Source organism: Thalassovita sp. (assembly GCF_965218685.1).
GTDB lineage: Bacteria > Pseudomonadota > Alphaproteobacteria > Rhodobacterales > Rhodobacteraceae > Thalassobius.
The window spans coordinates 3,276,512-3,302,197 of sequence record NZ_OZ244657.1 but is presented as its reverse complement, the minus strand read 5'-3'; the positions used below and the strand labels follow the sequence as shown (position 1 = coordinate 3,302,197).

Here is a 25,686-nt window from a genome sequence, read left to right as displayed (position 1 = left end):
ATGGCTGGGAATTCTGGCGGCCCTTGGGGCGGCGGTGGAAACAGGGGAGGAGGCGGTGACGACAATCGCCCCAACAATGGCGGAGGGCGCCGTCCGCAGGACGACAACCCCCAGATCCCCGAGATCGACGAGCTGATGAAAAAAGGCCAAGAGCAATTGCGCGTCCTGATGGGCGGCGGTGGCGGTGGCCAGGGGCGTGGCCGCTCGGGCGGTGGCTCGGGTGGACCCAAGTTTACCAAAGGCACGCTGACGCTGGGCGCGCTGGTGCTGGCCGGGCTGTGGGCCTTCAGCAGCTTCTACACTGTCAAACCCGAAGAACAGTCGGTTGAATTGTTGCTGGGCAAATATAACGCCACCGGCAACCCCGGTCTGAACTTCGCGCCGTGGCCCCTGGTGACGGCAGAGGTGGTGAACGTCACCTCGGAGCGGACGGAAAACGTGGGCGTGGCTCGCGGTGCCCAGGATACCGGGCTGATGCTGACCACCGATGCAAACATCGTGGACATCGATTTCCAGGTGGTTTGGAACATCAACGATCCGGCAAAACTGCTGTTCAACCTTCGCGACTCGCGCGCGACAGTGCAGGCCGTATCTGAATCGGTCATGCGCGAGATCATCGCGGCCAGCAATCTGGCGCCGATCCTGAACCGTGACCGTGGTCTGATCGCCGACACCGCGCGTGAAAGCATTCAGGCAACGCTGGACGAATACGAAAGCGGTATCAACATCGTTCGTGTGAACCTTGAAAAAGCCGACCCGCCGCGCGAAGTGATCGACAGCTTCCGTGAAGTGCAGGCCGCCGAACAGGAACGTGACCGGTTGGAGCGTCAGGCCGATGCCTATGCCAACCGCGTTTTGGCCGAAGCACGCGGTGAAGCCGCCCAGAAACTGGAAGAGGCCGAAGCCTATCGCGCGCAGGTCGTGAACGATGCCTTGGGTGAAGCCAGCCGCTTCACCTCGGTTCTGGAAGAATACCAGAAAGCGCCCGAAGTGACCCGCAAGCGTCTGTACCTGGAAACCATGGAAAAGGTTCTGGGTGACGTGGACAAGACCATTCTGGACCAGGGGATCATCGGCGAAGGCGGATCCGGCGTTGTGCCCTATCTGCCGCTGAATGAAACCCGTCGCTCGACCGGGGGGAACTAAGCCATGAACAAGACAACATTTATTCTGCCTGTTGTGGTTATCGTGATTGCCGGGATTTTGTCCTCGGTCTTCGTGGTGGACGAACGTGAAAGGGCGCTGGTGCTGCAGTTCGGTCAGATCAAGGCCGTGAAAAAAGACCCGGGCCTGAACTTCAAGATCCCGCTGATCCAAGAGGTCGTGACCTATGACGACCGGATCCTGTCGCTGGATACTGAAACCATCGAGGTGACCCCCTCGGATGATCGTCGTCTGGTCGTGGACGCCTTTGCGCGCTACCGCATCGCCGACGTGGTTCAGTTCCGTCAAGCGGTTGGCGTGGGCGGTTTGCGTCTGGCCGAGGACCGCCTGTCCTCGATCCTGAACGCGCAAATCCGCGAGGTTCTGGGTGCCGATCAGGTGACCTCGGATACGATCCTGTCGTCTGACCGTCGCGAGCTGATGGTGCGGATCCGGGATCAGGCCCGTGCCGCTGCGGTCAGCCTGGGCTTGGACGTGGTGGACGTGCGTCTGAAACAGACCAACCTGCCTGCTCAGAACCTGAACGCCACCTTCGCCCGGATGCGGGCCGAGCGCGAACGCGAAGCCGCAGACGAGATCGCCCGTGGTAACGAAGCGGCGCAGCGTGTGCGCGCGCTGGCCGATCGTACCGTGGTGGAAACCCTGTCCGAGGCCGAGCGTGAAGCGCAGGTGACCCGTGGTGAAGCCGACGCGAAACGCAACGGCATCTTTGCCGAAGCCTATGGCGCGGATACTGAATTCTTTGCCTTCTATCGCTCGCTTCAGGCCTATGAAAGCGCGCTGACGGGTGGGAATTCCTCGATGGTGATGACACCGGACAGCGAGTTTTTCGAGTATCTGAAAACCGACACCGTCGCGCAATGATCGCGGCGGCATGCCTGGCCCTAGGGCTTGTGCTGATTGTCGAGGGGCTGGCCTATGCGCTGGCCCCTTCGCTTATTGAGCAGATGCTGGCGGCCTTGCGCGCCCTGCGCGAAGATCAACGCCGTATGTTGGGTCTTGTGGCGTTGGGCTTGGGTCTGGTGCTTGTGTGGGTCGGTAAATCTTTGGGGGCCTGAGCAAGGATGAAAAGCTGGGGCGCTGCCCCAGACCCCGGAGTATTGGCCGAGCAAAGAAGCGCGATTGGCCGGCTGTGGATCACTGGCGGTTCACGGCCAGTTGAGGGCTTGCGAGAGGGTTTGAGTTGCCATCCAGCGCATAGAGGTGAATGGTAGGGCAAGTGTCGGGTCCGGAGCCCGGCCTGTTCCTAAGATCAAAGGAGAGATGGGAGTGAGCAGTCAGGCAATTTCTGTTCCGTATCGTGGACACGGACTGCAGGCCTTGTGGCTTGGGGTTGTGGCCCTGGTGATGGTTGTGGTGCAGGCGGCGAGTGCGCAGGCGCGTCCAGATAGTTTGGCCGATCTGGCCGAGAAGATCAGCCCCTCGGTGGTGAATATCACGACCTCGACCGTGGTGGCCGGGCAATCGGGCGGTGCGCCCATTGTACCCGAAGGCAGCCCCTTCGAAGATTTCTTTCGCGAGTTTCAAGACCAGAATCGCGGTGATGGCGACCGTCCGCGCCGCAGCTCGGCGCTGGGCTCGGGGTTCGTGATCTCCGAGGACGGATATATCGTCACCAATGATCACGTGATCAAACAGGCCGACGAAATCGTCATCGAATTTTTCAGCGGAGAAGAGCTGACCGCCAAGGTGATTGGTACCGACCCAAAAACCGACATCGCCCTTCTGAAAGTCGAGACAGACGAGCCGCTGAATTACGTGACCTTTGGCGACAGTGATGCCTCTCGGGTTGGGGATTGGGTGCTGGCCATGGGTAACCCGCTGGGGCAGGGGTTCTCGGTCTCTGCGGGTATCGTATCGGCGCGCAACCGGTCGCTGTCAGGCAGTTATGACGACTACATCCAGACTGACGCGGCGATCAACCGGGGCAACTCGGGCGGGCCGCTGTTCAACATGGACGGCGAGGTGATCGGCGTGAACACTGCGATCCTGTCGCCCAATGGCGGCTCGATCGGGATCGGTTTCTCGATGGCGTCTAACGTGGTGACGCGGGTCGTGGACCAGTTGAAAGAGTTCGGCGAGACACGCCGCGGCTGGCTGGGTGTGAGCATTCAGGATGTCACCGCAGATGTGGCTGAAGCACTGGGTCTTGAGGATACAGCCGGTGTGCTGGTCACCGATGTGCCCGATGGTCCGGCCAAGAAGGCCGGGATCGTTCAGGGCGACGTGATCCTTAGTTTTGATGGGGTCGAGGTCGTGGACACCCGCGCCCTGGTGCGCCAGGTCGGCAACACTGCGGTTGGCAAGGCCGTGCGTGTGACCATCTTCCGTGATGGCAAGACCCAGACCATCAAGGTTACCCTTGGCCGCCGTGAAGAGGCCGAGGCCGTGCGCACTGCCGCCCCCGCGCCCGAAGAAGCTGAAGAACCCAAAGAAATGCTGGGCCTGACGCTGAGCCCTCTGACCGAGGAGTTGCGCGGCGAGCTGCAGTTGCCGAAAACCGCGATGGGTCTGGTGGTGATGGATGTGGATCAAACCTCGGAGGCCTTTGAAAAAGGTCTGCGTGCGGGCGACCTGATCACCGAAGCCGGTCAGCAGAAACTGGAAAACACCGGCGATCTGAAGGCCCGCGTCGACGAGGCTTTGGAGGCTGGTCGCAAGTCGCTGTTGCTGCTGATCCGCCGTGGCGGCGAGCCTCGGTTCGTGGCGCTGTCCATTCGGGACTAACGGGTCTTTCCCAAAAAGATACCCCGGAAACACAATGGGCCGCCCCTTGGGGCGGTCCTTTCATTTGGGGTCATTCTTGCCGCTCGACCTCGATCAGGCCAAGCTTGCGGGCCGCGGCGGTGGACAGAATGCCCGAATCCAGCCCCTGAGGCGCCTGGTATTTGCGAATGGCCGCGCGGGTTGGGCCGTCCATCACGCCGGTGACGGGCCCCCTGTACAGGCTGCGGGCCGCCAAAGCGCGCTGAACCGACGCGATAAACTCGGGTGTTTGCTGGGGCGGGCAGGGGGCCTGAAACCAGGTGTCCTTGCGCTCGCGCAGGATGCGCTGCTGGGTCTCGGTCTTATAGATCGCCGGCTGGATCACATGGCCTTCGGTGGTGACCTGCGCGGGCTGAAGCATGATCTGCTGGGTCACGGTCTCGATCACCGCGGGCGTGGTGTGCTTACCCCAGCAGGTGCCGGGGGCCGCGCCGGGTGGGCCTTCGGCAAAAGTGCGGGTCACCTGCGGTTCACCGGACATGTCGGGCAACGCCGTGTTGCATGCGGTAAGAACACAGGCGGCCAGAACACAAAGGGCCGGGACTGGGAAAGGGATCATCTGCTCGGGTGCCTTCTGCGGCTTGTTTCCCTAAGTCTACCCGGTTTTGAATTCTGGGGAAAGTGTGGGCATTCGGGCCGTTCACGGGGTATTTCACGCAAAAGGGACTGGTTAATTCCGGGCAGCTTGGCTAGGAAGTTGGCTGACAGTGACAACTGAAGACCCGAGGAGGCCGCCAGATGGCGAAAATCACCTACATCGAGCATAACGGCACCGAACACGTTGTGGACGTGGCCAATGGTCTGAGCGTCATGGAAGGCGCGCGCGACAACAATATTCCAGGTATCGAGGCAGATTGCGGTGGCGCGTGTGCGTGTTCGACATGCCACGTCTATGTTGATCCGGCTTGGGTGGACAAGCTGCCCGCCAAGGACGACATGGAAGAGGACATGCTGGATTTTGCCTACGAGCCTGATCCCGCGCGGTCGCGCCTGACCTGCCAGGTGAAGGTCTCGGACGAATTGGACGGTCTGATCGTCCACATGCCCGAAAAGCAGATCTGATGCTGCGCAGCCTGCGTATGCTGGTCTGGGCGGGGCTGATGGCCTTGCCCGGCAGTTTTGCGCAGGCGCAGATCGTCTCGGCCCAGTTCATTCAGCCGGTCGATCGCTACCACCATGATATTCTGGGCGACACGCCGGAATGGGGCGGGATGCGGATGCACCTGGCCAATGGGCGTGCGATCACCGTGACCTTACCACAGTCCAAGATATTCGAGGATATCACGCCTCGGTTGGTGGACGTGGACGGGGATGGCGACCCCGAGGTGATCGCCGTGGAAACCACCGATACCCTTGGCGCACGCCTGACCATTTGGGACGAAACCGGCGTGATCGCCGCGACCCCCAATATCGGCCGCCGCAATCGCTGGCTGGCGCCTATTGGCGCGGCGGATCTGGATGGGGACGGCAAGGTCGAGATCGCCTATATCGACCGCCCACACCTGGCGCGCCTGCTGCGCGTTTGGCGTTTTGAGCAGGGTCAGCTGAAACTGGTGGCGGAAAAGGACGGGCTGACCAATCACCGCATCGGTGATGCCGAGATTTTCAGTGGCCTGAGGGACTGCGGCGATGGCCCGCAAATGATCACTGTGAACAGCAACTGGTCGCGTCTGATGGCCTCGGTCCTTACGGGTGGCAATATTCGGACGCAGGACATTGGCCCATACCATGGCCCTGCAAGCCTTACCGCGGCCCTGGCCTGCCGCTGATCCCGTCCTATTGGCCCGAGTTCACCACATGCGGCCCGGCCAGTGTGCCCAGCGATTGGAACAGGCTGGCGGTATTAGTCGCGCGGAATTTCTTGAGCAAACGGCCGCGGTGGACCTCGACCGTGCGATAGGACATGCCCAGGATCAGGGCGATTTCCTTGCTGGTCTTGCCTTCCCCCATCAGCGAAAAAACCTCGCGTTCGCGACGGGTTAGCGGTTGATAGGGGCGGGATTTGGATAGGTCGGCAAAGCTCCAGATGGCGCGTTGTAGAGGATCATCGGGGGTAAAGCTGTGGCCGCGCACCCGGACCCAGAACATCTGCCCATCCTTGCGCGCCATCACCCGTTCGTCCCAATAGCCGGTGTTTTCCTGCAGGTCCTTTACACCGCGATTGCGGATGTTGGCGAACTCTTCTTCGGACGGGTACAGGATGTTGAACAGGTGGTCCTGCAGCTCGCTCCGGTCATAACCGAACATCGCCGCAAAGGTGGGGTTGCAGTCCCGGATCACACGGTTTTCGGTCACCACCAGCCCGATCGGGGCATGGGCGAACATCAGCTCCATGAAATCGCCGGTGGCATAGGCCTGATCAACGAGTTCGGTCATGGTGTGCGCAAATCCTTTGGGGCGTTTCGCGCCATGATAGGCTTAGCGACAAGGATGCGCAAATGGCGTTTCAAAGGGCGTGGCCGGCCCGCAATACGGGCCAGCCGAGGGTTGTTTTACAGCGCGCGCCAGCCGATGTCGCGGCGGCAGAAGCCTTCGGGCCAGTCAATCTGATCGACCATGGCATAAGCGCGATCGGCAGCCTGGCGCAGGCTGTCCCCGCGCGCGGTGACGTTCAGAACGCGCCCGCCGGTGGCGACGATCTGGCCGTCCTTGGAACTGGTGCCCGCGTGGAAACACATTTCCGAGGACGTCTCGGGAAGGTTGCCCAGCCCGTTGATAACGCTGCCTTTTTCATAGGTTCCGGGATACCCGTTCGCGGCCATCACAACGGTCATCGCGTGATCATCGGCCCAGTTCACCGTGGCCTCTGACAGGCGGCCCTCGGCGCAGGCTTGCATCAGGTCCAGAGCCTGAGCGCCCAGACGCAGCATCAGCACCTGGCATTCGGGATCGCCGAACCGGACGTTGTACTCCACCAGGCGCGGCTGGCCGTCCTTGATCATCAGGCCGGCATACAGAACGCCCTGATAGGGCATGCCCTTGTCGGCCATCGCCTTCATGGTGGGGCGGATGATCTCGTTCATCGCTTTCTCGGCAATCTCATCGGACAGTACGGGGGCCGGGGAATAGGCACCCATACCGCCGGTGTTCAGGCCGGTGTCACCCTCGCCGACGCGCTTGTGGTCCTGCGCGGTGCCGATGGGCAGGCAATCCTCGCCATCGACCAGAATGAAATACGAGGCTTCCTCGCCTTCCATGAATTCCTCGATCACGACCTCGGCGCCAGCGGCCCCAAACTCGCCGCCGAACATGTCGTCGATGGCGTCAAGCGCGGTCTGCTCGTCCATCGCGACGATCACGCCCTTACCAGCGGCCAGCCCGTCGGCCTTGACCACGATGGGCGCGCCGTTTTCACGGATATGCGCCTTGGCGGCGTCCGCGTCGGTGAAATGGCCATAGCCTGCGGTGGGTGCATTGGCGATGTCGCAGATTTCCTTGGTGAAGCTCTTCGACGCCTCCAGCCGCGCGGCATCCTTGGACGGGCCAAACACACTGAAACCCGCATTGCGCAGATCATCGGCAACCCCTGCGGCCAGCGGCGCCTCGGGGCCGACGATCACGAAATCAATCGCGTTTTCCTCGGCGAAATTTACCACGGCGACACCGTTTTCGATGTCCAGGCTGGCGCAATCGGCGATGGCGGCGATCCCGGCGTTACCCGGCGCCACGATCAGCTTGTCACATTTGGGGTTCTGCATGACGGCCCATGCCAATGCGTGTTCGCGTCCGCCGCCGCCCAGGATGAGGATATTCATGCCATGTCTCCGCTTGGCCTCTCGTTTGGGGCGTTCTAAGGTGGCTGGCGCACGGATACAAGTCAGGCCCCACATGTCGGAACTTTTTGATCAGGCCCCCGAAGGCCAAAACGCCCCGGAATTCAGCGTGTCCGAGATCTCGGGCGTGGTGAAACGCATGATCGAGGGCGAGTTCTCCCATGTCCGCATCCGCGGTGAGGTGGGGCGCGTGTCTCTGCCCCGATCCGGCCACGTCTATATGGATCTGAAGGATGACCGCGCCGTTCTGGCCGGTGTGATCTGGAAGGGCGTCGCTGCAAAGCTGACCACCCGTCCCGAGGAGGGCATGGAGGTCGTCGCCACCGGCCGTCTGACCACCTTCCCGGGCCAATCCAAATATCAGATGGTGATCGAGGACATCAAACCCGCCGGCATGGGCGCGCTGATGGCCATGCTGGAGAAACGCAAGGCCGCGCTGGCCGCCGAAGGGTTGTTTGCCCCCGAACGCAAACGCCCGCTGCCCTATTTGCCCGAGGTGATCGGGGTTGTGACCTCGCCCTCTGGCGCAGTGATCCGCGATATTTTGCACCGTCTGCGCGACCGGTTCCCGCGCAAGGTGCTGATCTGGCCCGTTGCCGTGCAGGGCCAGAAATGTGCGCCCGAAGTGGCTAATGCGATCCGGGGTTTCAACGCGCTGACGCCGGGCGGGTCGCTGCCCCGGCCGGACCTGCTGATCGTCGCGCGCGGGGGCGGCTCGATCGAGGATCTGTGGGGCTTCAACGAAGAAGAGGTCGCCCGCGCCGCCGCGGCTTCGGACATCCCGCTGATTTCAGCGGTGGGGCATGAAACGGATACCACCCTGATCGACTATGTGTCGGACAAACGCGCGCCCACGCCCACCGCAGCGGCCGAGCTGGCCGTTCCCGTCCGGTTGGAGCTTATGGGCTGGCTGGATCAGCAAAACGCCCGCCTCAGCCGCGCCCTGACCCAAGGGATCTCCCAGCGCGGGCAACGTCTGCGCGATCTTGGCCGCGCGTTGCCCCGTGCCGAAACGCTGCTGGAGGGACCGCGCCAGAAAATGGACGTCTGGGGGGATCGGCTGCCGCAAGGGTTGATCCGTTCGGTGCAATTGCGCCGTGTGAAACTGTCCGAGGCCTCGGGCGGGTTGCGCGCCTCGGCGCTGAGGCGACAGATCGAAACCGAAAAACGCCGCCTTGCCGAATTGTCTCCGCGTCTGGATGCGGGTCTGTCCCGCACGGTTGCCGCCAAGTCCGAGGCTTTACGCCTGCGAGCAGAACGGTTGAAGACCGGCCCCATAGACGCTGATATCAAACGAAAATACCAGAATTTTGACAATGTCGCTCAGCGTTTTTCACAAGCCGCATCCCGCCAGACGGACACCTGGCGCAAGAACATCGACCGTCTGGATCACCTGCGCGAGACGTTGGGGTATAAGGCGACGTTGCAACGCGGATATGCGGTTGTCCGCGGGGATGGCGCAGTTGTGACAACCTCGAAAGCGGCGAAAAAAGCCAAGGCGCTTGAGATTGAGTTCGCGGATGGCACGCTTGCCCTGGACGACGGCGGGAAACCCGCATCCAAGCCCGCACGCAAGTCACCGTCCAAACCACCCGAACAAGGCAGCCTGTTCTAGTCTATCGGATCAGACCGTTTTGATCGCCTTGACCCGTGGATCCATCATGCGGCGCCACAGGGGTGGAATCAGGGCGATCACCGCCATGACGGGCAGTGAATAGGGCAAAACGGGCATCTCTGCGTCCAGTCGCAAAGCCGGGAAATGCCGCCCCGGATGCATATGATGGTCTGAATGTCTTGGGGCGTTCAGCATCATCGCGCTGGAGCCTAAATGCGGGCTGTTCCACGAATCCTGGGGGCCGACAGGTTGGGGTTTGCCATCAGGCTTCAGCGCCCGGCGCAGCCCGTAATGTTGTACGTAATCGGCCAGGAAAATCTGGATTTGGGCATAGACCGCCACGGCCACCACGACGCCAATTCCAGCCGCACCGCCGACCGCCCACGATAAGCCAAGGGATGTAAGGGACCAAAATAGATAGATAAAATAGGGGTTATGGTTTTTCGCTGGGTGTTTCGCGCGGCGACGCAGGGCTTTTTCTGCCCGCAGACCAGCGACAAAAGACCCGCGCCACGCCTTGGCAAAGAAACGCCAAAACCCCGTGCCTTGCGGGGCCGAATTGGGGTCAGCCGCAGTGCCCACATGGACATGATGCACCAGCCGATGCGCCGAGGCATGGTGCCCGATCAGCAGCGTCGCGTAGGTCATGACGCCCAATGCGCGAAGTCCCCGGTTGGGGCGATGAATAAGCTCGTGGGCGTTGGGGTGGCCGATCTGGCCGAAAAACAGGCCAAAGCCGATCAGCAGCCCGATACGCTCGGGGAAAATCAGATAGGGCGCCGAGGAAATCGCCCAGACGGCCAATGTCAGCATCGGCAAGTGAAGCAAACCCAGCGCAGTCAGCAGGGCGTCTCCGGTGGGGAATTCTGAGCCTATCCGGCGGGCGGCTTGGCCATGGGCCAGACGATCCACGGCATAGCACCCGGCCGACATCACGATAAGCCCGGTCCAGACAAGGGGGCCTCCGACAAGGGCGGCCAGGCTTAGGCACGTGGTTGGCAACAGCGTGGCGAAGGCAAAAAGATACACGCGCAGCTCCGGTGCGGGGGAAACCTTGTTTCATGCATCCTAGGCAGGCAAATCGCACACGGAAAGCAAAAAGCCAAAATTGTTGGAAAAGGATAAGCTTGGGGGGCTTGGGCCCGCCTAATCTTCAAACCAAGTTGTAATATCAAACGCCAACGTCAGGGCCCATGCACATCATTGGCTGCTCGCTCTGACGGGTTTCGTACAGGATGGTGCCCCCTGTGACGCCTTCAAAACGTGCGATCAGCCCAGCAGGTTTGTCGAAGAAGCTCCAGCATTGAGGATCGGGCCGGTCTTCGTAAACAAAGCAGATTTGCCCGGCTTCCTCGTACCACTTCCCGTCCTTGCAGCGTCCATCCAGAAAGGACCATCTTACGCGGCGGTTGGGCAGGTATTCCTCGGCGCCATAGGGCTGACCGGATTCGGCGAAGTAAAAGGTTTTGTCCCGCGTATAGGCATCAAATTCGTCGCCGTTCATCGGGGTTTCGGCCAGCGCAGGCGTGGCAAGGGAAAAAAGAAAAAGATAATGTCTCATACGCTGAGAGTGACCTTGGATTTACGGTTTTGCCAAGTCACAAATCCGCGCGGGGCCGATTTCGGTGGATTTGCGCGGACCCATGGTTAGGCTGACCAATAAAGGAGGCCCCATGAACATCCTGATCCTGCTGGGCGCTGCGATGGCGCTGATTTATGGCGTGTGGTTTTGCTGGCGCACAGAAAGCTGGCCACGAAGCCTGATCAAGACTGCAGCCGTGGTGCTGCCAGCCATCGCGCTTGGCCATGCGGGGCTGCCGGGATTGGCGCTGGCGGGGCTGTGGGCCTGTGCGCTGGGGGATTTTCTGTTGTCGCGGCCGGGCGAGTCCATTCTGAAAGCCGGGATTGGGGCCTTTGCCCTGGGGCACGTGCTTTATGTGCTGGCTTTTGTCACCGTCCTGCCGGTGGGGGCGCCCGACCTGCTGTTCTGGGGCGTGGCCGCGGCGCTGATTGGGTTGGGCCTGTCGACCGAGCGATGGTTGGCCCCTCATACCGGCGAGCTGCGCGGGGTGGTGCGGGGCTACGTGGTGCTGATCCTGGCGATGGGCGTGGCCGCCGCACTGCCATGGGAGGGACGCGGATGGGTGCTGGCCGGGGCGCTTTGCTTTGTCGCCTCTGACCTGATTCTGTCCACGCAACTGTTCCTGGGGCGCAGCTCGCGGCTGGGCGCGCATGCCATCTGGGCGCTGTATTGGGGCGCACAGGCGCTGATCATGACCGGGTTCTACGTCTTTGCCGCGCCCTGAGGGCTTCCATTGCCCAGCCAGAATGGCTAGTTGGGATGAAACACTTTCGGAGGTTCCATGTCCTTTTTCGGCAAGCTGAAACAACGCCTGACCCGTTCGTCATCCAAGCTCGATCAGGGGCTGGACGCGATTGTCGAGGACGGCGGTGTCGAAGAAGAAGTGACCGAGGTTGAAAAGGCGGCGCCCGAACCCGCGCCCGAACCCGCGCCGGAAATTACCCCTGACCCCGTGGCTGAACCAATCCCGGAACCTGCGCCTGCGCCGGAAGTCGCGAAACCCGACCCCAAACCCGGCATCATCGGCCGTCTTCTTGGCCGCGACGAGAGCCGCACCGTCGTCCGTCGCACCTTGGACGATGACATGCTGGAACAGCTCGAAGAGCTGCTGATCGCCTCGGATATGGGGGTGGATACCGCGCTGCGGGTGACGGCCAATATCGCCGAGGGGCGGTTCGGCAAAAAAGTCTCGACCACCGAGATCAAGACTATTTTGGCCGAGGAAATCGCGCGCGTGATGGAGCCCGTTGCCAAACCGCTGCCATTGTACCCCAAGAAACCGCAGGTCGTGCTGGTTGTGGGCGTGAACGGCTCGGGCAAAACCACGACGATCGGCAAGCTGGCCAGCCAATTCAAAGCGGCCGGCAAGAACGTGGTGATCGCGGCGGGCGATACCTTCCGCGCGGCGGCGGTCGAGCAGCTGCAAGTCTGGGGCGACCGGGCTGGCGTGCCGGTTCTGACCGCCCCCGAGGGCAGCGATCCGGCCAGCCTGGCCTTTGATGCGATGACCAAGGCCGAGGCCGACGGGGCCGACCTGCTGATGATCGACACTGCGGGCCGTCTGCAAAACCGCGCTGACCTGATGGAGGAGCTGGCCAAGATCGTCCGGGTCATCCGCAAAAAGGACGAAACCGCGCCGCATAACACTCTGCTGGTGCTGGACGCGACGACGGGCCAGAACGCGCTGAGTCAGGTCAAGACGTTCCAGGAATTGGCCGATGTCTCGGGGTTGGTGATGACCAAGCTGGACGGCACGGCGAAGGGCGGCGTTCTGGTGGCGCTTGCCGACAAGTTCGGGCTGCCCATTCATGCCATCGGTGTGGGCGAGCAGATTGACGATCTGGCCCCCTTTGATCCGACCGATTTCGCCCGCGCGCTGACCGGTTTAGAGGACTGAATCGGGGCCAATTTCCGTTCAGGACAAAAGCCACAGGATTCCCCCAGTTTATCCCCCGGTTTATCCCCAGATAATCCACATGAGTCCGGTTGCGCCGGCCCCCCGCCCGAGTCAGAAATTCAGGACTTGGACAATAGGGGCGTGATTCCTGCTGGGGATTCGCTCTTGTAATCAGGGGTTTCCGGCGCTTTGCCGTGCCCCGATAGGCGCGGACGGCACGGATATGCTTGAGATTTTCGAGACCCTGAAATCCCAATCCGAATGGGGCGAAACCGGGCTGTTCGAGGCCATGGATGACCTGATGCAATGGGCCCGCGTCGACAGCGATTGGGACGATGGCGCCTGGCCCGACGGCCGCGTGGTTTGCGCCGAATGCGTGCTGACCTTGCATGACGATGTGGTCGGCATGGGCCGCGTGATCTGGGACAGCCACGTCGAAGATTGTCCGCCGCGCGTCACCCATCTGTGCGTGACGCCCTCGCATCGTTCAGACTTTGTGATCGACAGCATTCAGGACAGCCTGATCGAAGCCTACGCCCTGCAACCCGTTGGCGGTGACCTGATCTGCAGGCTTGACGGCTCGACCATGGATCTGGCGGATCCGGCGGCTGCGATGGCCAAGGGCGTATCCGGACTTGTTCAACTGCGCATGATATGAGCGCCTGGCTGATCAGCCTGGAGGGCACCGAGGCAGGCCACCAGGTCGCTTTGGTCCTGGCCTTGCTGGCAGCCCTGCTGCATGCGGTGTTCGGCGCCTTGCAAAAGGGGCGGCACGATCCGTGGCTGTCGCGCGGCGCGATCGATCTGTCCTATACGCTGCTGGCCGCACCCTTTGCCCTGTTCGTCGTTCCCTGGCCCGAGCCGCACATGTGGCCGATCTTTGCCATCGTTTGGGTTATCCACACGGTCTATAAGACGATGCAGGCCATGGCCTATAGCCGGGGAGCCTATACGGTGGTCTATCCAGTGGTACGCGGCACGGGGCCGTTTTTCACGGTGATTGGCGCCTATTTGCTGTTTGACGAGACTTTTACGCTGACACAATGGCTGGGTGTTGCAGTGCTGCTGAGCGGGATTTTCGGACTGGCGGTGTACAATTATCTCAAGCTGCAGGTGGATCGGGCCACGCTTGGCTCGGCGTTGATGCTGGCGGTGATGACCGGGAGCCTGGTTGCGGCCTATACGACCTATGACGCCTATGGTATTCGCGCCACTGCGGACCCATTTACCTTTCTGGCGTGGTTCTTTCTGATCGACGGGTTGTTCATGCCGGTTGTGGCTGGGGTACGCTGGCGCTCGATGGCGCAGACCCCCGCGTTGGGGCCCCTGGCCGTGCGGGGGGTAAGCGGGGCGATCGTGGCCTTCCTGAGCTTCGGCTCGATCATGTTGGCCACGCGATTGGACAAGGTAGGCGAGGCCGCGGTGTTGCGCGAAACCTCGACCGTATTTGCGGCCCTGATTGGTTGGGTCGTGCTGAAGGAAACCGTGGGCCCGCGGCGGCTGGCCCTGATGGCACTGATCGCGGCCGGCGCCGTGATCGTCGAAATGGGAGGCTGAGCATGGCCGAAAAGATCAATCCGATGCTGAAAACCGGGCTGGAGCTGGGCCCCGTGGTTCTGTTCTTTGCCGCCTATTTGTGGCTCAAGGACCGGATATTCACCATAGGCGGCACTGAATACGAGGGCTTTATCCTGGTTACCGCAGGGTTCATCCCGGTCATGCTGATCTCGACCTTGCTGCTGTGGAAACTGACGGGACATCTGTCGAAAATGCAGATCGTCACTTTGGTGCTGGTGGTGGTTTTCGGCGGGCTGTCGGTTTGGTTGAACGACGACCGGTTTTTCAAAATGAAACCGACGCTGATCTATGTGCTGTTCGGCGCAGCCCTGGGCATCGGGCTTCTGCGCGGTGAAAGCTATCTGCAAAGCGTGATGGACGCGGCCTTGCCCTTGAAGGACGAGGGCTGGATGGTGCTGACGCGCAGGCTGTGCGCGTTTTTCTTCGCTCTGGCCGTGCTGAACGAGATTATCTGGCGCACGCAAACCACTGAAATCTGGGTGTATTTCAAGACCTTCGGCCTGACAGCTGCGATATTCTTGTTCTTCATGACCCAAGGCGGGGTGTTCAAACGCTACTCGATCGCTGAGGACGGGGATGAGGGTGAAGCGTAAAATTGCCGGCCTCGCGCTAAGGTGAGAGGCCGGGATTTGAGTATTTGAAGAGCAAAGAACGGGGCTTGGGTTACCCTTTTTGGCCGAACAAGACCTTTTGCGCCTTTTTGCTGTCCTGTAGGTTCTTTCGCTTGTCTGCTGCCAAGGCGCGGCCTTTTTGAACCGCGGGGCGGGCGCCGACCTCGTCCAGCCAGCGTTTCAGGTGGGGTTTGTCGTCAAGCGTCTGTTCCTGCCCTTCCCAGAGCGAGGCCCAGGGCCAGATAGCCATGTCAGCGATCGAGTAGAAATCCCCCGCCACGTATTGGTTGTCCGCCAGTTGGGTGTCCAAAACGCGGTACAGGCGGCTGACCTCGTTGCGATAGCGGTCCTTGGCATAGGGCAAATCGTTCGGCGGCTCCATCGAGGGGGCGTATTTCAGGAAATGGTGCGCCTGGCCGGCCATCGGGCCGACGCCGCCCATCTGCCACATAAGCCACTGGTCCACGGCGATGCGGTCGCGTTGGGTCGGGCCGCAGAACTGGCCGGTCTTGCGGGCCAGATATTGCAGGATCGCGCCGCTTTCGAAGACTGAAATCGGCTCACCATCAGGGCCATCGGGATCGATGATCGCGGGCATCCTGTTATTGGGGGCGATTTTCAGGAATTCGGGGTCGAACTGATCGCCGGCACCGATATTCACCAGATGCAGGTTGTAGGGCAGGTTCATCTCTTCCAGGGCAATAGAGATTTTCCATCCATTGGGTGTGGGCCAGTAAAACAGGTCGATCGGATTGGTCATGTGGGCTCCCCTTCGTTAGGGGTCATGATGGGGCATTCGGAGGCAATGGCAAGGCGGGTTTTGCGGGCATGACGGGACGGAACCGGGACCAGCGGGGGTGCATTTCATCTGGCAGGGCGGCGCGGAGCATACCGAAGGGGTGCCGGTGTGGTTCGAAAAGCAAGGCGCGATACAGGTCAAAGACGCCGGGCCGCAGGTAGGCGGACCAGTGACAGACGCGGCGCTGGGCCGGGGCCAGGCGCAGCCCGCGCGAGGCCAGCGCGGACAGTGTGTCGGGATCATCCAGCTGGATCGACAGCAGGTTGGGCGCCTTTGGGGGGGCGCTGCCCATGATGCGATCCGGTTTGGGCGTGCGGATCAACCGCTCCAGCAAGAAATCATACAGGTCGTTTTCACGGCTTGTGATGTTGAACACCTCGGCGGTGCGACCGGCAGGGGATTGCAGGGCGGCCTGGGCTGCCTTGCGATACTCGGCCGGGGCCAGCAGCAGAATGCGGTTCAGGCTGTTATGGGCGGTGTGGGGCAGGGCGGACAGGATCACGCGCGCCCCCATCGAGTGACCGATCAGGTGGATGGGACGGTGCGGGGCCCGCATGTGCAGCTGATTGATCAGCGTGGACAGAAGATGGCCCGCCTGCTGGGCCTGATCAAAGGCATTCCACAGGGATCCCAGCGCGTTCCAGCCAAAGGCGATGCCCAGACCGGGGGCTGGATCATGCTGTCCGAACCCCAGGGCGCGCGGCCAGCTAAGCGCCTTCCAATCGAGCGGCGCGTCAGCGATGGACAGGATATGCCGGTGCGGGCAGTCAGAGCCTGCGCCGGGGGCAAAACGAAACCCGTGGATCATGATGACCACCGGCCCCTCGCCATCGGCGGCGCGGGTGATGCTGGGCCAGGGTGGGCGGTGCGACTGGTGCAGGCGCAGCCCGTCCGGCGTGGCATTGATCCGTAGAAGCGCCATTCCCCCGACCCCTCAACACGTTCCTGCGGTTTGATTAGGCAAAGAGTGCGAAATGCCTGTGAATATGCAGTTACAGCTGCGTGACGGTTGACGCGCGTGCAGGCTGGGCTTATCAGGCGGGCGTGGCGATTTGTTACCGGATTGCGGGCCACGTAAAATATGCTGCTAAAAGGTCAGGATGAGAGAGCCCCTTTCGCTTGACCGCGTACGGGGTTTTTTTATTGGCCGGCAGGGCCAGAAGGACAGACAGATGAACGACAGCTGGAAGAAACGCACCAAACTGGTACATGGCGGCACGCGCCGCAGCCAATACAACGAGGTCTCCGAGGCCGTATTCCTGACCCAGGGCTTTGTCTATGACACGGCCGAGCAGGCGGAAGCGCGCTTTGTCGAAAGCGGCCCGGACGAGTTCATCTATGCGCGTTATGGCAACCCGACCATGGCCATGTTCGAGGATCGTATCTCGGGTTATCTGGGGTACGAGGATGCCTTTGCCTGTGCGTCCGGCATGGCCGCCGTGAATGCGGCACTTACGGCGCTGCTGAAGGCGGGCGATCACGTGGTGGCCTCGCGCGCGCTGTTTGGTTCGTGTCTTTACGTGCTCGAGGAAATCCTGACCCGTTTCGGGGTGCATGTGACGCTGGTTGACGGCACCGATAACGAGGCCTGGGCTGGCGCCATCACGGAACAGACGACGCTGGTGTTCCTGGAATCGATCTCGAACCCGACGCTGGAAGTGATTGACCTGAAATACGTCTGCGATCTGGCCCATTCGGTGGGGGCGCTGGTGGTCGTGGACGATGCGATGGCCACGCCGGTGTTTTCCTATGCCAAATCCTGCGGCGTGGACATTGCCGTTGTTTCAACCACCAAGCACGTGGACGGGCAGGGGCGCATGCTGGGCGGTATCATCTGCGGATCGAAAGACCTGATCCGGGGCCCGATCGAGACCTATATCAAGCATACCGGCGGCGCGATGAACCCGTTCACCGCCTGGACCCACCTGAAAGCACTGGAAACCATGGAGCTGCGCGTGCGGTCCCAGGCGGAAGGCGCGTTGAAGATCGCCGAGGCACTGACCGGCCATCCAAAACTGGAAACCGTGCGCTATCCCACCCACAGGGGGCACCCGCAGCACGAACTGGCGCTATCGCAAGCGCCCGCCGGCGGTACCGTGCTGGCATTCGAGGTGAAGGGTGGCAAAACCGCCTGTTTCAACTTCCTTAACGCGCTGGAGATCATCACGATTTCCAACAACTTCGCTGATGCCAAGTCGATCGCCACGCACCCGGCCACGACCACGCATCAGCGTCTGCCGCAAGAGCAGAAGGATACGCTGGGTATCTCGGATGGCTTGGTACGTCTGTCGATCGGCCTTGAAGACCACGATGACCTGCTGGCCGATATCCTGAATGGGCTTGAGCAGGCGTAAGGGACAAAAACAACTGATCCAGAACGCGCTTTGCAGCGTATTCCCTTTCGATGATGGAAATTTTCCGCAAGAGTGACTAAGTTACTCTTCCGGAAGGAACCCGAAAGGCCTGACGATGAACATCCACACGCCGGACATGGACAAGGAAATGACCCGCGAAGAGGCCGCACAGGCCTTGGCGCGGCTGCGCGCATGGGCAAAAACCGCCAGTGCCGAGGAAATCGCCGATCTGGATCCGTCTGTTGCGGCGCTGTTGCCGGGGCAGGGGGCGGACTATCCGGCCCTGTCGCGCGAGTATCCTGCCGATTTCACCGTGGATGCGGCCTATAAGGCCGACCTGCCGGACCTGCAGAACGGCCCCGCCAGCCTGATCCGGGGCGCGCAGCGGCAGATTCAGCATGTGGGCATTTCCAATTTCCGCCTGCCGATCCGGTTCCACACCCGCGATAATGGCGATCTGACGCTGGAAACCAGCGTCACCGGCACCGTCAGCCTTGAGGCCGAGAAAAAGGGCATCAACATGTCCCGGATCATGCGGTCGTTTTACAAGCACGCCGAAAAAACATTCAGCTTCGAGGTGATCGAGGCTGCGTTGGATGACTATAAATCCGATCTGGACAGCTTTGACGCCCGTATCCAGATGCGGTTTTCCTATCCGATGAAGGTGGAAAGCCTGCGTTCAGGCCTGTCGGGCTACCAGTATTACGACATCGCGCTTGAGCTGGTCGAAATGGACGGCCTGCGCAAGAAGATCATGCATCTGGACTATGTTTATTCGTCGACCTGCCCCTGCTCGCTGGAACTGAGCGAGCATGCCCGCATGACCCGCGGGCAGTTGGCCACACCGCATTCGCAACGTTCGGTCGCACGCATTTCGATCGAGGTGTCCGAAGGCGATTGTCTGTGGTTCGAAGACCTGATCGAAATGGCCCGTACGGCTGTGCCTACCGAAACCCAGGTGATGGTTAAACGCGAGGACGAGCAGGCGTTTGCCGAGCTGAACGCAGCCAATCCCATCTTTGTCGAAGACGCTGCGCGCTTGTTCTGCGAGCAATTGCACAAGGACCAGCGCATCGGTGATTTCCGCATCGTCGCCAGCCACCAGGAAAGCCTGCACAGCCACGATGCGGTCTCGATCCTGATCGAGGGGGACACGTTTTCGGCCGAAAGCATCGATCCAAAGCTGTTCCAGACCTTGTTTCACGTGGGCTGATTTCGCCAATTGACCCTGCGGAAGTTGCTGAATGACTGCGCAGGTTGATCCGAACTTCTGAATAATTGCTCATTTTCGGTGCGTTTGGGGGCTGGGCCCCCTTGCCAAGCGCGGAATGCTTGGGCGGACGCCCAACCCTGAGGCAAAATCCCAGCGGGAGAAAACGGTTGGCCCGGCGCAACCTGTCGCAGAAGAGTTATCAAATCGTGGCAGAGTTGGCTTGGCCCGACAAACGAAAAGGACAAGTCCGATGATCCATGTGTTGAATCCCTACCAGCTCTCTACCTCCATGTTCCGCCTTGCTGCTTTCACGTTTGAGGCGCAGCTGTCCTTTATGCGCGCGTTCACTCATTTGTCCACGCATGCAAACCCGGCTTTTGTGACACGCGAGGCTATTTTGGCCAAGGCCGAGAAGGACGCCGTAAAAGGCCCCGTCACCAAGAAAATCGCCACGCCCAAGACACCCGCGAAACCAGCGCTGGTCGCGAAAGCCGAAACCCCGGTTAAGGCGGCCCCGAAAAAAACCGCTCGCAAAGCCGCGCCTACGGCGAAAACAGAAGCGACACAGACCAAGCCCCCAGTGGCCAAACAAACTGCGGCTAAGCAACCTGTGGCCAAGACGACCACCGCTGCTACGACCCGTGCCAAAACCGCAGCGCCCAAAGCCGCGCCAACGCCTGCTCCAAAGCTTGCGGCGAAGACGGCAACCAAAACTGCGGCCAAGCCTGTACCCGCTGCCAATGACGAGAGCAAAACCTATCGTGCCCCATCCAAGCCGCCCGCCATGCCCGGCATGGACGATGGCAAAGGTTGATGCCGCATTGCAGCAAATGCACGGCGGGCATGTCAATTCGGCATTGGTAAAGTCAACTGTTCTTACCTAGTTTGAGTGTCAGGGAAGGGACCAAACACTAAGAGGTTTCCAAAATGGCTGCTCACGCAACTGACATTTCGTTCGCCAACCACGGTCTGCGGGACCGCATCGCGTCGTTCTTTGCCGCAATCGGCAAGGGTTTGTCGACCTACACCTATGCTCTGTCGCGCGCCGAGCAGGTCAAGGCCTTGTCGGCAAAGACAGATGAAGAGCTGGCAGAGCTGGGTTTGACCCGTGATCAAATTCCGCAATACGTGTTCCGCGACCTGTTTTACGTCTGATCGACGAAAAAACATGCGGTGTCACCCACTGCTTAAAGCCCTGAGCTGAGAATTCAGCTCAGGGCTTTCTATTTGGTTCAAGTTATCAAACCTTGCTGGCCCGGTATTCCGAGGGCGGCATGCCAAACCGTGCTTTGAACAGCCGAGAAAACTGGGCCTGATCGGCAAAGCCGAAGCGATAAGCGACCTCGGCAAGGGTGATATCGCCGGAATTTCCCAGCCTATCGCGCGCGGCAATAAGCCGTTGATCGCGGATCTGCTGGCTGACCGTGCCATTCACGTCCTTGAACAGATCATGCAGATAGCGCTTCGAAATCCCGCAACCTTCCGCGATCAGATCGGGCGACAGATCCGGGTTTTTCAGGTTCGACCGGATGAACTGATCAACGCGTTGCAGATGCGCCGCCCGAACCGATGACGCACTTGAACTTCCGGCACCGCTCTCGTCTTCAAGAGTGAGGCCAAGCAATTCCAGCATTTGGCGTCCGACAATCTCGCTTGCGGCGCGGTTCACGCCGCTTAGCTGAGAATGACTTTGCTGCACCATGTTGACGAACAGACTGGCCGTGCCCGATGTTGCATCGAAAACCTGGGCACAGAAACGGTCGGGCTGGCGGACGCGCTCGGATAGCGCTGCCTTCGAGACCTTGGCGACGAACAAGTCGTTGGGGCGTTCATAGATAAAGCGATAGGGCTCGTCACCGCGTTCAATGATAAAGCCGCCGGGTTCACAGCGCACGTCCCGCCCCAACTGCCGAAACTCGACCGCTGTGCTTTTCGGGATGGTGATCAGGTATTCTTCTTCACGGGCCTCGCGGATGTGGCGTTTCCTGCGTTCATAGTTTGCAGGTGACGATGTCAGCCGCGACAGGCTGACATGGCCCATATCCTTGCGCATCAACCGACCATTGAATTCAAGCGGCGACCGGAAGTGGAGTTGCAGCGGGAAATAGGCTTCTGCGATGACAGATGTCCATCCTGCCGCACGGTCCTGCGGCGGCAGATGGTCTGTTGAGAATCGTAATGGCCTGTTCACGCCGCTTGTCCTCTCAAAGGAATACTTCCCTCAGGTTAGCCCATTTCACGCAACAAACAAATGGAAGGCGCATTCCTGCACGGATGATCAAAGGGTTCTGCACCCAGCGTCAAGACCATTGGCAGGACGGTGTGAATGATCGGTTCCAGACATTCAATGCAGAGAAATAGCGCCCGGTTCGATGACGGCTTTCAAGCCTGAAACCCGAATCAGGATTGCTTTTCACCAGGAAAAAGAGGACCGAAAATGGCCAAGACAGAGGTTGATCCGATTACCCTTTCAGTGGTGCGCGGGGTGCTGGAGACCACGCAGCGAGAGATGACACTGGCACTGGAGCAGACCGCACGCAGTTCGGTGTTCAATCTGGCGCATGACTATTCCACGGCTTTGTTCAATCACACGCCCGAGATGATTTTGCAGGGGCAGGATATTCCGATCCACCTTGGCTCTCTGATCCCGGCGATGAAGACCGTTGCCGGGTTCTTTGATGGCGACATCAACGAAGGCGATCTGATCCTGCATAACGATCCGGCCTATGGCGGCAGCCATATCATTGACACCTGCATGTACTACCCTGTGTTCTATGAAGGCGAGCTGGTGTTCTGGACGGTCTGCAAGGGCCACCTGACCGATATCGGCGGCCCGGTGCCCGCAGGATACAACCCAGACGCCAAAGAGATTTACGCCGAAGGCCTGCGCATCCCACCGATCAAACTGTGGGACAAGGGCGTTCCGCGCGACGACATCCTTAACATGCTGCTGACCAATATGCGCGCGCGCCGCGACCAGGAAGGCGATTTTAACGCTCTGATCGGGGCTTGTCAGGTTGGTGCCCGCAACCTGACGGCGCTTTTGGATAAATACGGCAAGGACACGGTGCAGGCGTGTATCGAAGAGCTGCTTGTCATGGCCAACAAGCACATGAACAGCCTCATTTCCGACGTGCCGGACGGGACATATTCCGGCACCGCTGTTCTCGAAGATGCAGGACACGGCTTTGGCGACTTCGACATCACCGCGACCGTCACGATCAAAGGCGACAGCTGCCATATCGAGATCGAAAGCCCGCCGCAGATTCCCTATTTCATCAACTCCTACGAGGGTAATTCGTATTCAGGCGTCTACCTGGGCCTGATGATGTTTGCGCAATTGCCGCCACCCTATAACGAAGGGCTTTACCGCAATGTGACCGTGGACATGGGCAAGAAGGGGTCGCTGTGCAACGCGCAAAGCCCCGCGCCCCACGCCAACTGCACCACGACGCCCATGGAAACCCTGACCGATGCGGTTCGCCTGGCGTTCGAACAGGCGGCACCCGACAAGGTTTCGGCCTCGTGGGGGCACGCCAATGGGTGCAACATCGCCGGTTGGGACAATCGCCACGACGAAGAATACGTCACCATGGTGCTGGCCTCGATCATTTCGGGGGCAGGGGCTACGAACAGCCAGGATGGCTGGCACGCCTGCGGACCCGAGTGTTGTTTTGGTGCGCTAACCTCGGGTGACATCGAAATGCTGGAACATTCCTACCCGATCATCATCCACGAATACGGGCTGATGCAAGACAGCGGCGGCGCAGGGAAATTCCGCGGCGGGTCCGGCACCCGTTGGGCGGTCGAGCCGCTGGAAACTGACATGACGATGATCACTTTTGGCGAAGGTCGCCGGATACCCGCGATGGGTGCCGCTGGCGCCAAATCCACGCTGATCGACAAAAAGGTTGGCCGGCTCGAGATCACCCGAAACGGCGATACCGAGGTCATCACGGACAACGTCATCGAAACCATCAAACCCGGCGAAATTGCCGCCAACATGAACCCCGGCGGAGGCGGTTTTGGCAACCCGTTCGAGCGTGACCCGTTGAAGGTTGTCGAAGACGTGCGCAACGGTCTGGTGAGCATTGAAGGCGCGCGGCTCGACTACGGCGTGGTCATCTCGGACGCTGAAACACTGGCTGTCGATGAGGCCGCCACCGCCAAGGCCCGCGCGGCCTGAGCCCCGATCGAAAGGACAATAACATGCGTACTCAATATCGTCTGGGCATTGATGCCGGCGGAACCTTCACCGATTTCATTCTGGCCGACAAATCCGGCGGATTGCAGATTTTCAAAGTGCTCTCAACCCCGACCGAGCCGACCAAGGCCATAAGAAACGGCCTGGCTCTGATCACCGAGGAAACCGGCCTGACCGCCGAAGAAATCGTTTCAAATTCAGACCTTTGCATTAACGGCACCACCGTCGGGCTGAACGCTTTGATCACCCATACCGGTGCGAAAACCGGCTTGATTGCCACGCGCGGCCACCAGGATTCGATTGAGATCCGTCTGGGCCACAAGGAAGATGGCTATCGCTATGATCCCGATTATCCGCCCGCAACCATGCTGGTGCCGCGCCACCTGCGGCGCCCGGTAACAGAGCGCGTCATCTCGACCGGCGAAGTCAAAACGCCCATGGTCGAAGAGGACGTACGCGAGGCCTGCCGCTATTTCATTGCGGAAGGCGTTGAAAGCGTCGCCATCAGCTTTGTCTGGTCGGTCCTGCACCAGGATCACGAATTGCGCGCCGCCCAGATCGTGCGCGAGATGATGCCCGATGTGCGTCTGACCGTTGGCTCTGTGCTCTACCCTCAAGTGCGCGAATACACGCGGACATCGACCGCGATCGTGAACGCCTATCTTGCGCCGATCCTGCAACGCTATGTCGAGGCTATCGACGCCTATTTCCGTGAATTGGGCAGCCAGCACCCGGTGCGGTACTTCCAGTCCAACGGTGGTCTGGCGCTTGGCAAAGTCGTCAGCGATCAATCCGTCTATGCAATCAACTCGGGCCCGGCTTCGGCACCGCAAGCGGCGCTGGATGTGGCTGCGCCCTGGGGCGACAAGAACATCATTACCTGCGACATGGGCGGTACGTCTTTTGACATCACGCTGACCCGTGACGGGCAGGCGAACGTGAACAAGAACATCGACTTTCTGCGGTATCGTATTGGTATTCCGATGATCCAGGTCGAAACCCTGGGCGCAGGAGGCGGTTCGATCGGTTGGATCGATTCAATGGGCCTGATGCAAATGGGGCCGCAATCGGCCGGATCCGAGCCCGGCCCCGCCTGCTACGGTCAGGGCGGCGAGAGCCCGACCACGACAGATGCCAACCTTGTCCTGGGCTATCTGAACGCTGATGGTCTTGTTGGCGGGCGGCTGCCGCTGGACGTTGAAAAGGCACGCACAGCGATAAAGACCAAGCTGGCCGACCCATTGGGTATTTCGGTCGAAAAAGCCGCCTATGGCATGTTCACCATCGTGAACAACAACATGGTCAACGCCATTCGCCGTGTCTCGGTCGAACGTGGTTATGACCCGCGCGATTTCGTGTTGATGGGGGCTGGCGGGGCGACAGGCGCCCATATCACGGCCCTGGCGCGTGAAATGGGGGTCAATAAGGTCTTGATTTCAAAGCTGGCTTCGGGGCTTTGCGCCTACGGTCAAATCATCTCGGATGTGAAATACAACTATATGGCGCCTGCGCCGATCCGCGTGGAAGGCGCCGAGTCCGCGGCGAAACTTGACAGCCTTTTCAAGGGGCTAGAGGCGAAAGGACAAGAGGATCTTGCCGGTGACGGGTTCGCCGAGGACAAGATCTCGATCCGGCGCAGCCTTGATATGCGCTATGTCGGTCAGGTCCATGAATGCACGGTCGAGATTGATCCGTTCGATGTCACCGAAGACCGGCTGGAGGACATCAAGGCAGCCTTCCACGCCCGCCACAAAGAGCTTTACACCTATGACGAGCCTCACAGCCCCGTCGAAGTGGTGAACGTCGAAAGCACGATCGCGGGTCATGTCGACAAGCCTGATCGCATGATCATCGGCGCCGGTAAGGGCGCGGGCGCGACGCTCAAGGGGACCCGGCCCATGGTGTTCTCGAACGATGGCGCCGCGCAGAGCACCCCGGTCTATGACGGCTCTGCTATGGGGGCCGGCGACGAACTGCAGGGGCCGGCAGTGATCGAAGAGGTCACGACCACCATCGTTATCGAACCTGGCTGGACCGTGAGCCTGCATGAAAGCGGCGTATACGTGCTGACCGCTGACATGGCGGGTGAAGAGACCGTCCAGAAAGCCAGGAAGCTGGTCGAGGCCTGAT

The 25,686-nt window shown here is 60.6% G+C and carries 26 protein-coding genes and 1 riboswitch; of the genes, 18 read left to right on the top strand and 8 right to left on the bottom strand.

Going from position 1 to position 25,686, the window contains the following annotated elements:
* From hflK to ACOQOQ_RS16345, 4 genes are all read left to right on the top strand, one after another.
* On the top strand, positions 1-1,146 hold the full coding sequence (gene hflK / locus ACOQOQ_RS16360; protein ID WP_420568040.1) for an FtsH protease activity modulator HflK: 1,146 nt from the start codon (positions 1-3) through the stop codon (positions 1,144-1,146).
* A 3-nt stretch (positions 1,147-1,149) separates the two neighbouring features.
* Entirely contained in the window at positions 1,150-2,028 is an 879-nt protein-coding gene (gene hflC / locus ACOQOQ_RS16355; RefSeq protein ID WP_420568039.1) for a protease modulator HflC, read from the top strand.
* Complete coding sequence (locus ACOQOQ_RS16350; protein ID WP_420568038.1) at positions 2,025-2,222, top strand: DUF2065 family protein; 198 nt, start codon at positions 2,025-2,027, stop codon at positions 2,220-2,222. The genes hflC and ACOQOQ_RS16350 overlap by 4 nt, the downstream gene beginning before the upstream one ends.
* A gap of 205 nt (positions 2,223-2,427) precedes the next feature.
* Positions 2,428-3,891: a DegQ family serine endoprotease gene (locus ACOQOQ_RS16345; protein ID WP_420568037.1), complete on the top strand. Its 1,464-nt coding sequence runs from the start codon at positions 2,428-2,430 to the stop codon at positions 3,889-3,891.
* 70 nt (positions 3,892-3,961) lie between these two features.
* Here the strand turns inward: ACOQOQ_RS16345 and ACOQOQ_RS16340 are convergent, their stop codons facing one another.
* Positions 3,962-4,489: a peptidoglycan-binding domain-containing protein gene (locus ACOQOQ_RS16340; RefSeq protein ID WP_420568036.1), complete on the bottom strand. Its 528-nt coding sequence runs from the start codon at positions 4,487-4,489 to the stop codon at positions 3,962-3,964.
* Positions 4,490-4,668: 179 nt separating this feature from the next.
* Between ACOQOQ_RS16340 and ACOQOQ_RS16335 the strand changes: the two genes are divergently transcribed.
* Both ACOQOQ_RS16335 and ACOQOQ_RS16330 read left to right on the top strand, forming a co-directional pair.
* Positions 4,669-4,992 carry a 2Fe-2S iron-sulfur cluster-binding protein gene (locus ACOQOQ_RS16335; RefSeq protein ID WP_420568035.1) on the top strand — a complete coding sequence of 108 codons (324 nt, stop codon included), beginning with the start codon at positions 4,669-4,671 and terminating at the stop codon, positions 4,990-4,992.
* The gene (locus ACOQOQ_RS16330) at positions 4,992-5,699 is read left to right on the top strand and encodes an FG-GAP repeat domain-containing protein (protein ID WP_420568034.1); all 708 of its coding nucleotides are present in this window, start codon (positions 4,992-4,994) and stop codon (positions 5,697-5,699) included. Before ACOQOQ_RS16335 ends, ACOQOQ_RS16330 begins: the two co-directional genes overlap by 1 nt.
* A 7-nt stretch (positions 5,700-5,706) precedes the next feature.
* Here ACOQOQ_RS16330 and ACOQOQ_RS16325 read toward each other — a convergent pair whose 3' ends face one another.
* Positions 5,707-6,306, bottom strand: a complete 600-nt coding sequence (locus ACOQOQ_RS16325) for a LuxR C-terminal-related transcriptional regulator (protein ID WP_420568033.1) — start codon at positions 6,304-6,306, stop codon at positions 5,707-5,709.
* Positions 6,307-6,422: 116 nt separating this feature from the next.
* A complete protein-coding gene (purD, locus tag ACOQOQ_RS16320) occupies positions 6,423-7,685 on the bottom strand; it encodes a phosphoribosylamine--glycine ligase (RefSeq protein WP_420568032.1) in 1,263 nt (420 codons plus the stop codon).
* A 73-nt stretch (positions 7,686-7,758) separates the two neighbouring features.
* Here purD and xseA point away from each other — a divergent pair, with 73 nt between their 5' ends.
* The gene (gene xseA / locus ACOQOQ_RS16315) at positions 7,759-9,318 is read left to right on the top strand and encodes an exodeoxyribonuclease VII large subunit (protein ID WP_420568031.1); all 1,560 of its coding nucleotides are present in this window, start codon (positions 7,759-7,761) and stop codon (positions 9,316-9,318) included.
* A gap of 9 nt (positions 9,319-9,327) precedes the next feature.
* Here the strand turns inward: xseA and ACOQOQ_RS16310 are convergent, their stop codons facing one another.
* Both ACOQOQ_RS16310 and ACOQOQ_RS16305 read right to left on the bottom strand, forming a co-directional pair.
* The gene (locus ACOQOQ_RS16310; RefSeq protein WP_420568030.1) at positions 9,328-10,347 is read right to left on the bottom strand and encodes an alkane 1-monooxygenase; all 1,020 of its coding nucleotides are present in this window, start codon (positions 10,345-10,347) and stop codon (positions 9,328-9,330) included.
* Positions 10,348-10,489: 142 nt separating this feature from the next.
* On the bottom strand, positions 10,490-10,879 hold the full coding sequence (locus tag ACOQOQ_RS16305; protein ID WP_420568029.1) for a hypothetical protein: 390 nt from the start codon (positions 10,877-10,879) through the stop codon (positions 10,490-10,492).
* 112 nt (positions 10,880-10,991) lie between these two features.
* Here ACOQOQ_RS16305 and ACOQOQ_RS16300 point away from each other — a divergent pair, with 112 nt between their 5' ends.
* From ACOQOQ_RS16300 to ACOQOQ_RS16280, 5 genes are all read left to right on the top strand, one after another.
* Positions 10,992-11,624 (top strand): lysoplasmalogenase family protein, encoded by a 633-nt coding sequence (locus tag ACOQOQ_RS16300; protein ID WP_420568028.1) that lies wholly within the window; start codon positions 10,992-10,994, stop codon positions 11,622-11,624.
* A gap of 57 nt (positions 11,625-11,681) precedes the next feature.
* Complete coding sequence (gene ftsY, locus ACOQOQ_RS16295; protein ID WP_420568027.1) at positions 11,682-12,797, top strand: signal recognition particle-docking protein FtsY; 1,116 nt, start codon at positions 11,682-11,684, stop codon at positions 12,795-12,797.
* A gap of 223 nt (positions 12,798-13,020) precedes the next feature.
* Entirely contained in the window at positions 13,021-13,455 is a 435-nt protein-coding gene (locus ACOQOQ_RS16290; protein ID WP_420568026.1) for a hypothetical protein, read from the top strand.
* Complete coding sequence (locus ACOQOQ_RS16285; protein WP_420568025.1) at positions 13,452-14,354, top strand: EamA family transporter; 903 nt, start codon at positions 13,452-13,454, stop codon at positions 14,352-14,354. The genes ACOQOQ_RS16290 and ACOQOQ_RS16285 overlap by 4 nt, the downstream gene beginning before the upstream one ends.
* A gap of 2 nt (positions 14,355-14,356) precedes the next feature.
* Positions 14,357-14,968: an inner membrane-spanning protein YciB gene (locus ACOQOQ_RS16280; protein WP_420568024.1), complete on the top strand. Its 612-nt coding sequence runs from the start codon at positions 14,357-14,359 to the stop codon at positions 14,966-14,968.
* Between the two features lie 70 nt (positions 14,969-15,038).
* Here ACOQOQ_RS16280 and ACOQOQ_RS16275 read toward each other — a convergent pair whose 3' ends face one another.
* Positions 15,039-15,746 carry a glutathione S-transferase N-terminal domain-containing protein gene (locus tag ACOQOQ_RS16275; protein ID WP_420568023.1) on the bottom strand — a complete coding sequence of 236 codons (708 nt, stop codon included), beginning with the start codon at positions 15,744-15,746 and terminating at the stop codon, positions 15,039-15,041.
* 22 nt (positions 15,747-15,768) lie between these two features.
* Positions 15,769-16,707: a DUF726 domain-containing protein gene (locus ACOQOQ_RS16270; protein ID WP_420568022.1), complete on the bottom strand. Its 939-nt coding sequence runs from the start codon at positions 16,705-16,707 to the stop codon at positions 15,769-15,771.
* Positions 16,708-16,819: 112 nt separating this feature from the next.
* A riboswitch (SAM riboswitch) is annotated at positions 16,820-16,896 on the top strand.
* A 61-nt stretch (positions 16,897-16,957) separates the two neighbouring features.
* Here ACOQOQ_RS16270 and ACOQOQ_RS16265 point away from each other — a divergent pair.
* From ACOQOQ_RS16265 to ACOQOQ_RS16250, 4 genes are all read left to right on the top strand, one after another.
* Positions 16,958-18,139, top strand: coding sequence for an aminotransferase class I/II-fold pyridoxal phosphate-dependent enzyme (locus ACOQOQ_RS16265; protein ID WP_420568021.1), 1,182 nt, complete (start codon positions 16,958-16,960; stop codon positions 18,137-18,139).
* A gap of 115 nt (positions 18,140-18,254) precedes the next feature.
* Positions 18,255-19,352, top strand: coding sequence for a GTP cyclohydrolase FolE2 (folE2, locus tag ACOQOQ_RS16260; RefSeq protein ID WP_420568020.1), 1,098 nt, complete (start codon positions 18,255-18,257; stop codon positions 19,350-19,352).
* Positions 19,353-19,602: 250 nt separating this feature from the next.
* Positions 19,603-20,166, top strand: a complete 564-nt coding sequence (locus ACOQOQ_RS16255; protein ID WP_420568019.1) for a hypothetical protein — start codon at positions 19,603-19,605, stop codon at positions 20,164-20,166.
* A gap of 113 nt (positions 20,167-20,279) precedes the next feature.
* Positions 20,280-20,507 carry a hypothetical protein gene (locus tag ACOQOQ_RS16250; RefSeq protein WP_420568018.1) on the top strand — a complete coding sequence of 76 codons (228 nt, stop codon included), beginning with the start codon at positions 20,280-20,282 and terminating at the stop codon, positions 20,505-20,507.
* 85 nt (positions 20,508-20,592) lie between these two features.
* Here ACOQOQ_RS16250 and ACOQOQ_RS16245 read toward each other — a convergent pair whose 3' ends face one another.
* A complete protein-coding gene (locus ACOQOQ_RS16245; RefSeq protein ID WP_420568017.1) occupies positions 20,593-21,543 on the bottom strand; it encodes a helix-turn-helix domain-containing protein in 951 nt (316 codons plus the stop codon).
* Positions 21,544-21,789: 246 nt separating this feature from the next.
* Here ACOQOQ_RS16245 and ACOQOQ_RS16240 point away from each other — a divergent pair, with 246 nt between their 5' ends.
* Positions 21,790-23,538 carry a hydantoinase B/oxoprolinase family protein gene (locus ACOQOQ_RS16240; RefSeq protein WP_420568016.1) on the top strand — a complete coding sequence of 583 codons (1,749 nt, stop codon included), beginning with the start codon at positions 21,790-21,792 and terminating at the stop codon, positions 23,536-23,538.
* Between the two features lie 23 nt (positions 23,539-23,561).
* Positions 23,562-25,685, top strand: coding sequence for a hydantoinase/oxoprolinase family protein (locus tag ACOQOQ_RS16235; RefSeq protein WP_420568015.1), 2,124 nt, complete (start codon positions 23,562-23,564; stop codon positions 25,683-25,685).
* The last annotated feature ends 1 nt before the right edge of the window (position 25,686 follow it).

Bases quoted from the DNA above. Each gene is read 5' to 3' on its own strand.
- hflK (WP_420568040.1), top strand. From the start codon at position 1: ATGGCTGGGAATTCTGGCGGCCCTTGGGGCGGCGGTGGAAACAGGGGA.
- hflC (WP_420568039.1), top strand. From the start codon at position 1,150: ATGAACAAGACAACATTTATTCTGCCTGTTGTGGTTATCGTGATTGCC.
- ACOQOQ_RS16350 (WP_420568038.1), top strand. From the start codon at position 2,025: ATGATCGCGGCGGCATGCCTGGCCCTAGGGCTTGTGCTGATTGTCGAG.
- ACOQOQ_RS16345 (WP_420568037.1), top strand. From the start codon at position 2,428: ATGGGAGTGAGCAGTCAGGCAATTTCTGTTCCGTATCGTGGACACGGA.
- ACOQOQ_RS16340 (WP_420568036.1), bottom strand. From the start codon at position 4,489: ATGATCCCTTTCCCAGTCCCGGCCCTTTGTGTTCTGGCCGCCTGTGTT.
- ACOQOQ_RS16335 (WP_420568035.1), top strand. From the start codon at position 4,669: ATGGCGAAAATCACCTACATCGAGCATAACGGCACCGAACACGTTGTG.
- ACOQOQ_RS16330 (WP_420568034.1), top strand. From the start codon at position 4,992: ATGCTGCGCAGCCTGCGTATGCTGGTCTGGGCGGGGCTGATGGCCTTG.
- ACOQOQ_RS16325 (WP_420568033.1), bottom strand. From the start codon at position 6,306: ATGACCGAACTCGTTGATCAGGCCTATGCCACCGGCGATTTCATGGAG.
- purD (WP_420568032.1), bottom strand. From the start codon at position 7,685: ATGAATATCCTCATCCTGGGCGGCGGCGGACGCGAACACGCATTGGCA.
- xseA (WP_420568031.1), top strand. From the start codon at position 7,759: ATGTCGGAACTTTTTGATCAGGCCCCCGAAGGCCAAAACGCCCCGGAA.
- ACOQOQ_RS16305 (WP_420568029.1), bottom strand. From the start codon at position 10,879: ATGAGACATTATCTTTTTCTTTTTTCCCTTGCCACGCCTGCGCTGGCC.
- ACOQOQ_RS16300 (WP_420568028.1), top strand. From the start codon at position 10,992: ATGAACATCCTGATCCTGCTGGGCGCTGCGATGGCGCTGATTTATGGC.
- ftsY (WP_420568027.1), top strand. From the start codon at position 11,682: ATGTCCTTTTTCGGCAAGCTGAAACAACGCCTGACCCGTTCGTCATCC.
- ACOQOQ_RS16290 (WP_420568026.1), top strand. From the start codon at position 13,021: ATGCTTGAGATTTTCGAGACCCTGAAATCCCAATCCGAATGGGGCGAA.
- ACOQOQ_RS16285 (WP_420568025.1), top strand. From the start codon at position 13,452: ATGAGCGCCTGGCTGATCAGCCTGGAGGGCACCGAGGCAGGCCACCAG.
- ACOQOQ_RS16280 (WP_420568024.1), top strand. From the start codon at position 14,357: ATGGCCGAAAAGATCAATCCGATGCTGAAAACCGGGCTGGAGCTGGGC.
- ACOQOQ_RS16275 (WP_420568023.1), bottom strand. From the start codon at position 15,746: ATGACCAATCCGATCGACCTGTTTTACTGGCCCACACCCAATGGATGG.
- ACOQOQ_RS16270 (WP_420568022.1), bottom strand. From the start codon at position 16,707: ATGGCGCTTCTACGGATCAATGCCACGCCGGACGGGCTGCGCCTGCAC.
- ACOQOQ_RS16265 (WP_420568021.1), top strand. From the start codon at position 16,958: ATGAACGACAGCTGGAAGAAACGCACCAAACTGGTACATGGCGGCACG.
- folE2 (WP_420568020.1), top strand. From the start codon at position 18,255: ATGAACATCCACACGCCGGACATGGACAAGGAAATGACCCGCGAAGAG.
- ACOQOQ_RS16255 (WP_420568019.1), top strand. From the start codon at position 19,603: ATGATCCATGTGTTGAATCCCTACCAGCTCTCTACCTCCATGTTCCGC.
- ACOQOQ_RS16250 (WP_420568018.1), top strand. From the start codon at position 20,280: ATGGCTGCTCACGCAACTGACATTTCGTTCGCCAACCACGGTCTGCGG.
- ACOQOQ_RS16240 (WP_420568016.1), top strand. From the start codon at position 21,790: ATGGCCAAGACAGAGGTTGATCCGATTACCCTTTCAGTGGTGCGCGGG.
- ACOQOQ_RS16235 (WP_420568015.1), top strand. From the start codon at position 23,562: ATGCGTACTCAATATCGTCTGGGCATTGATGCCGGCGGAACCTTCACC.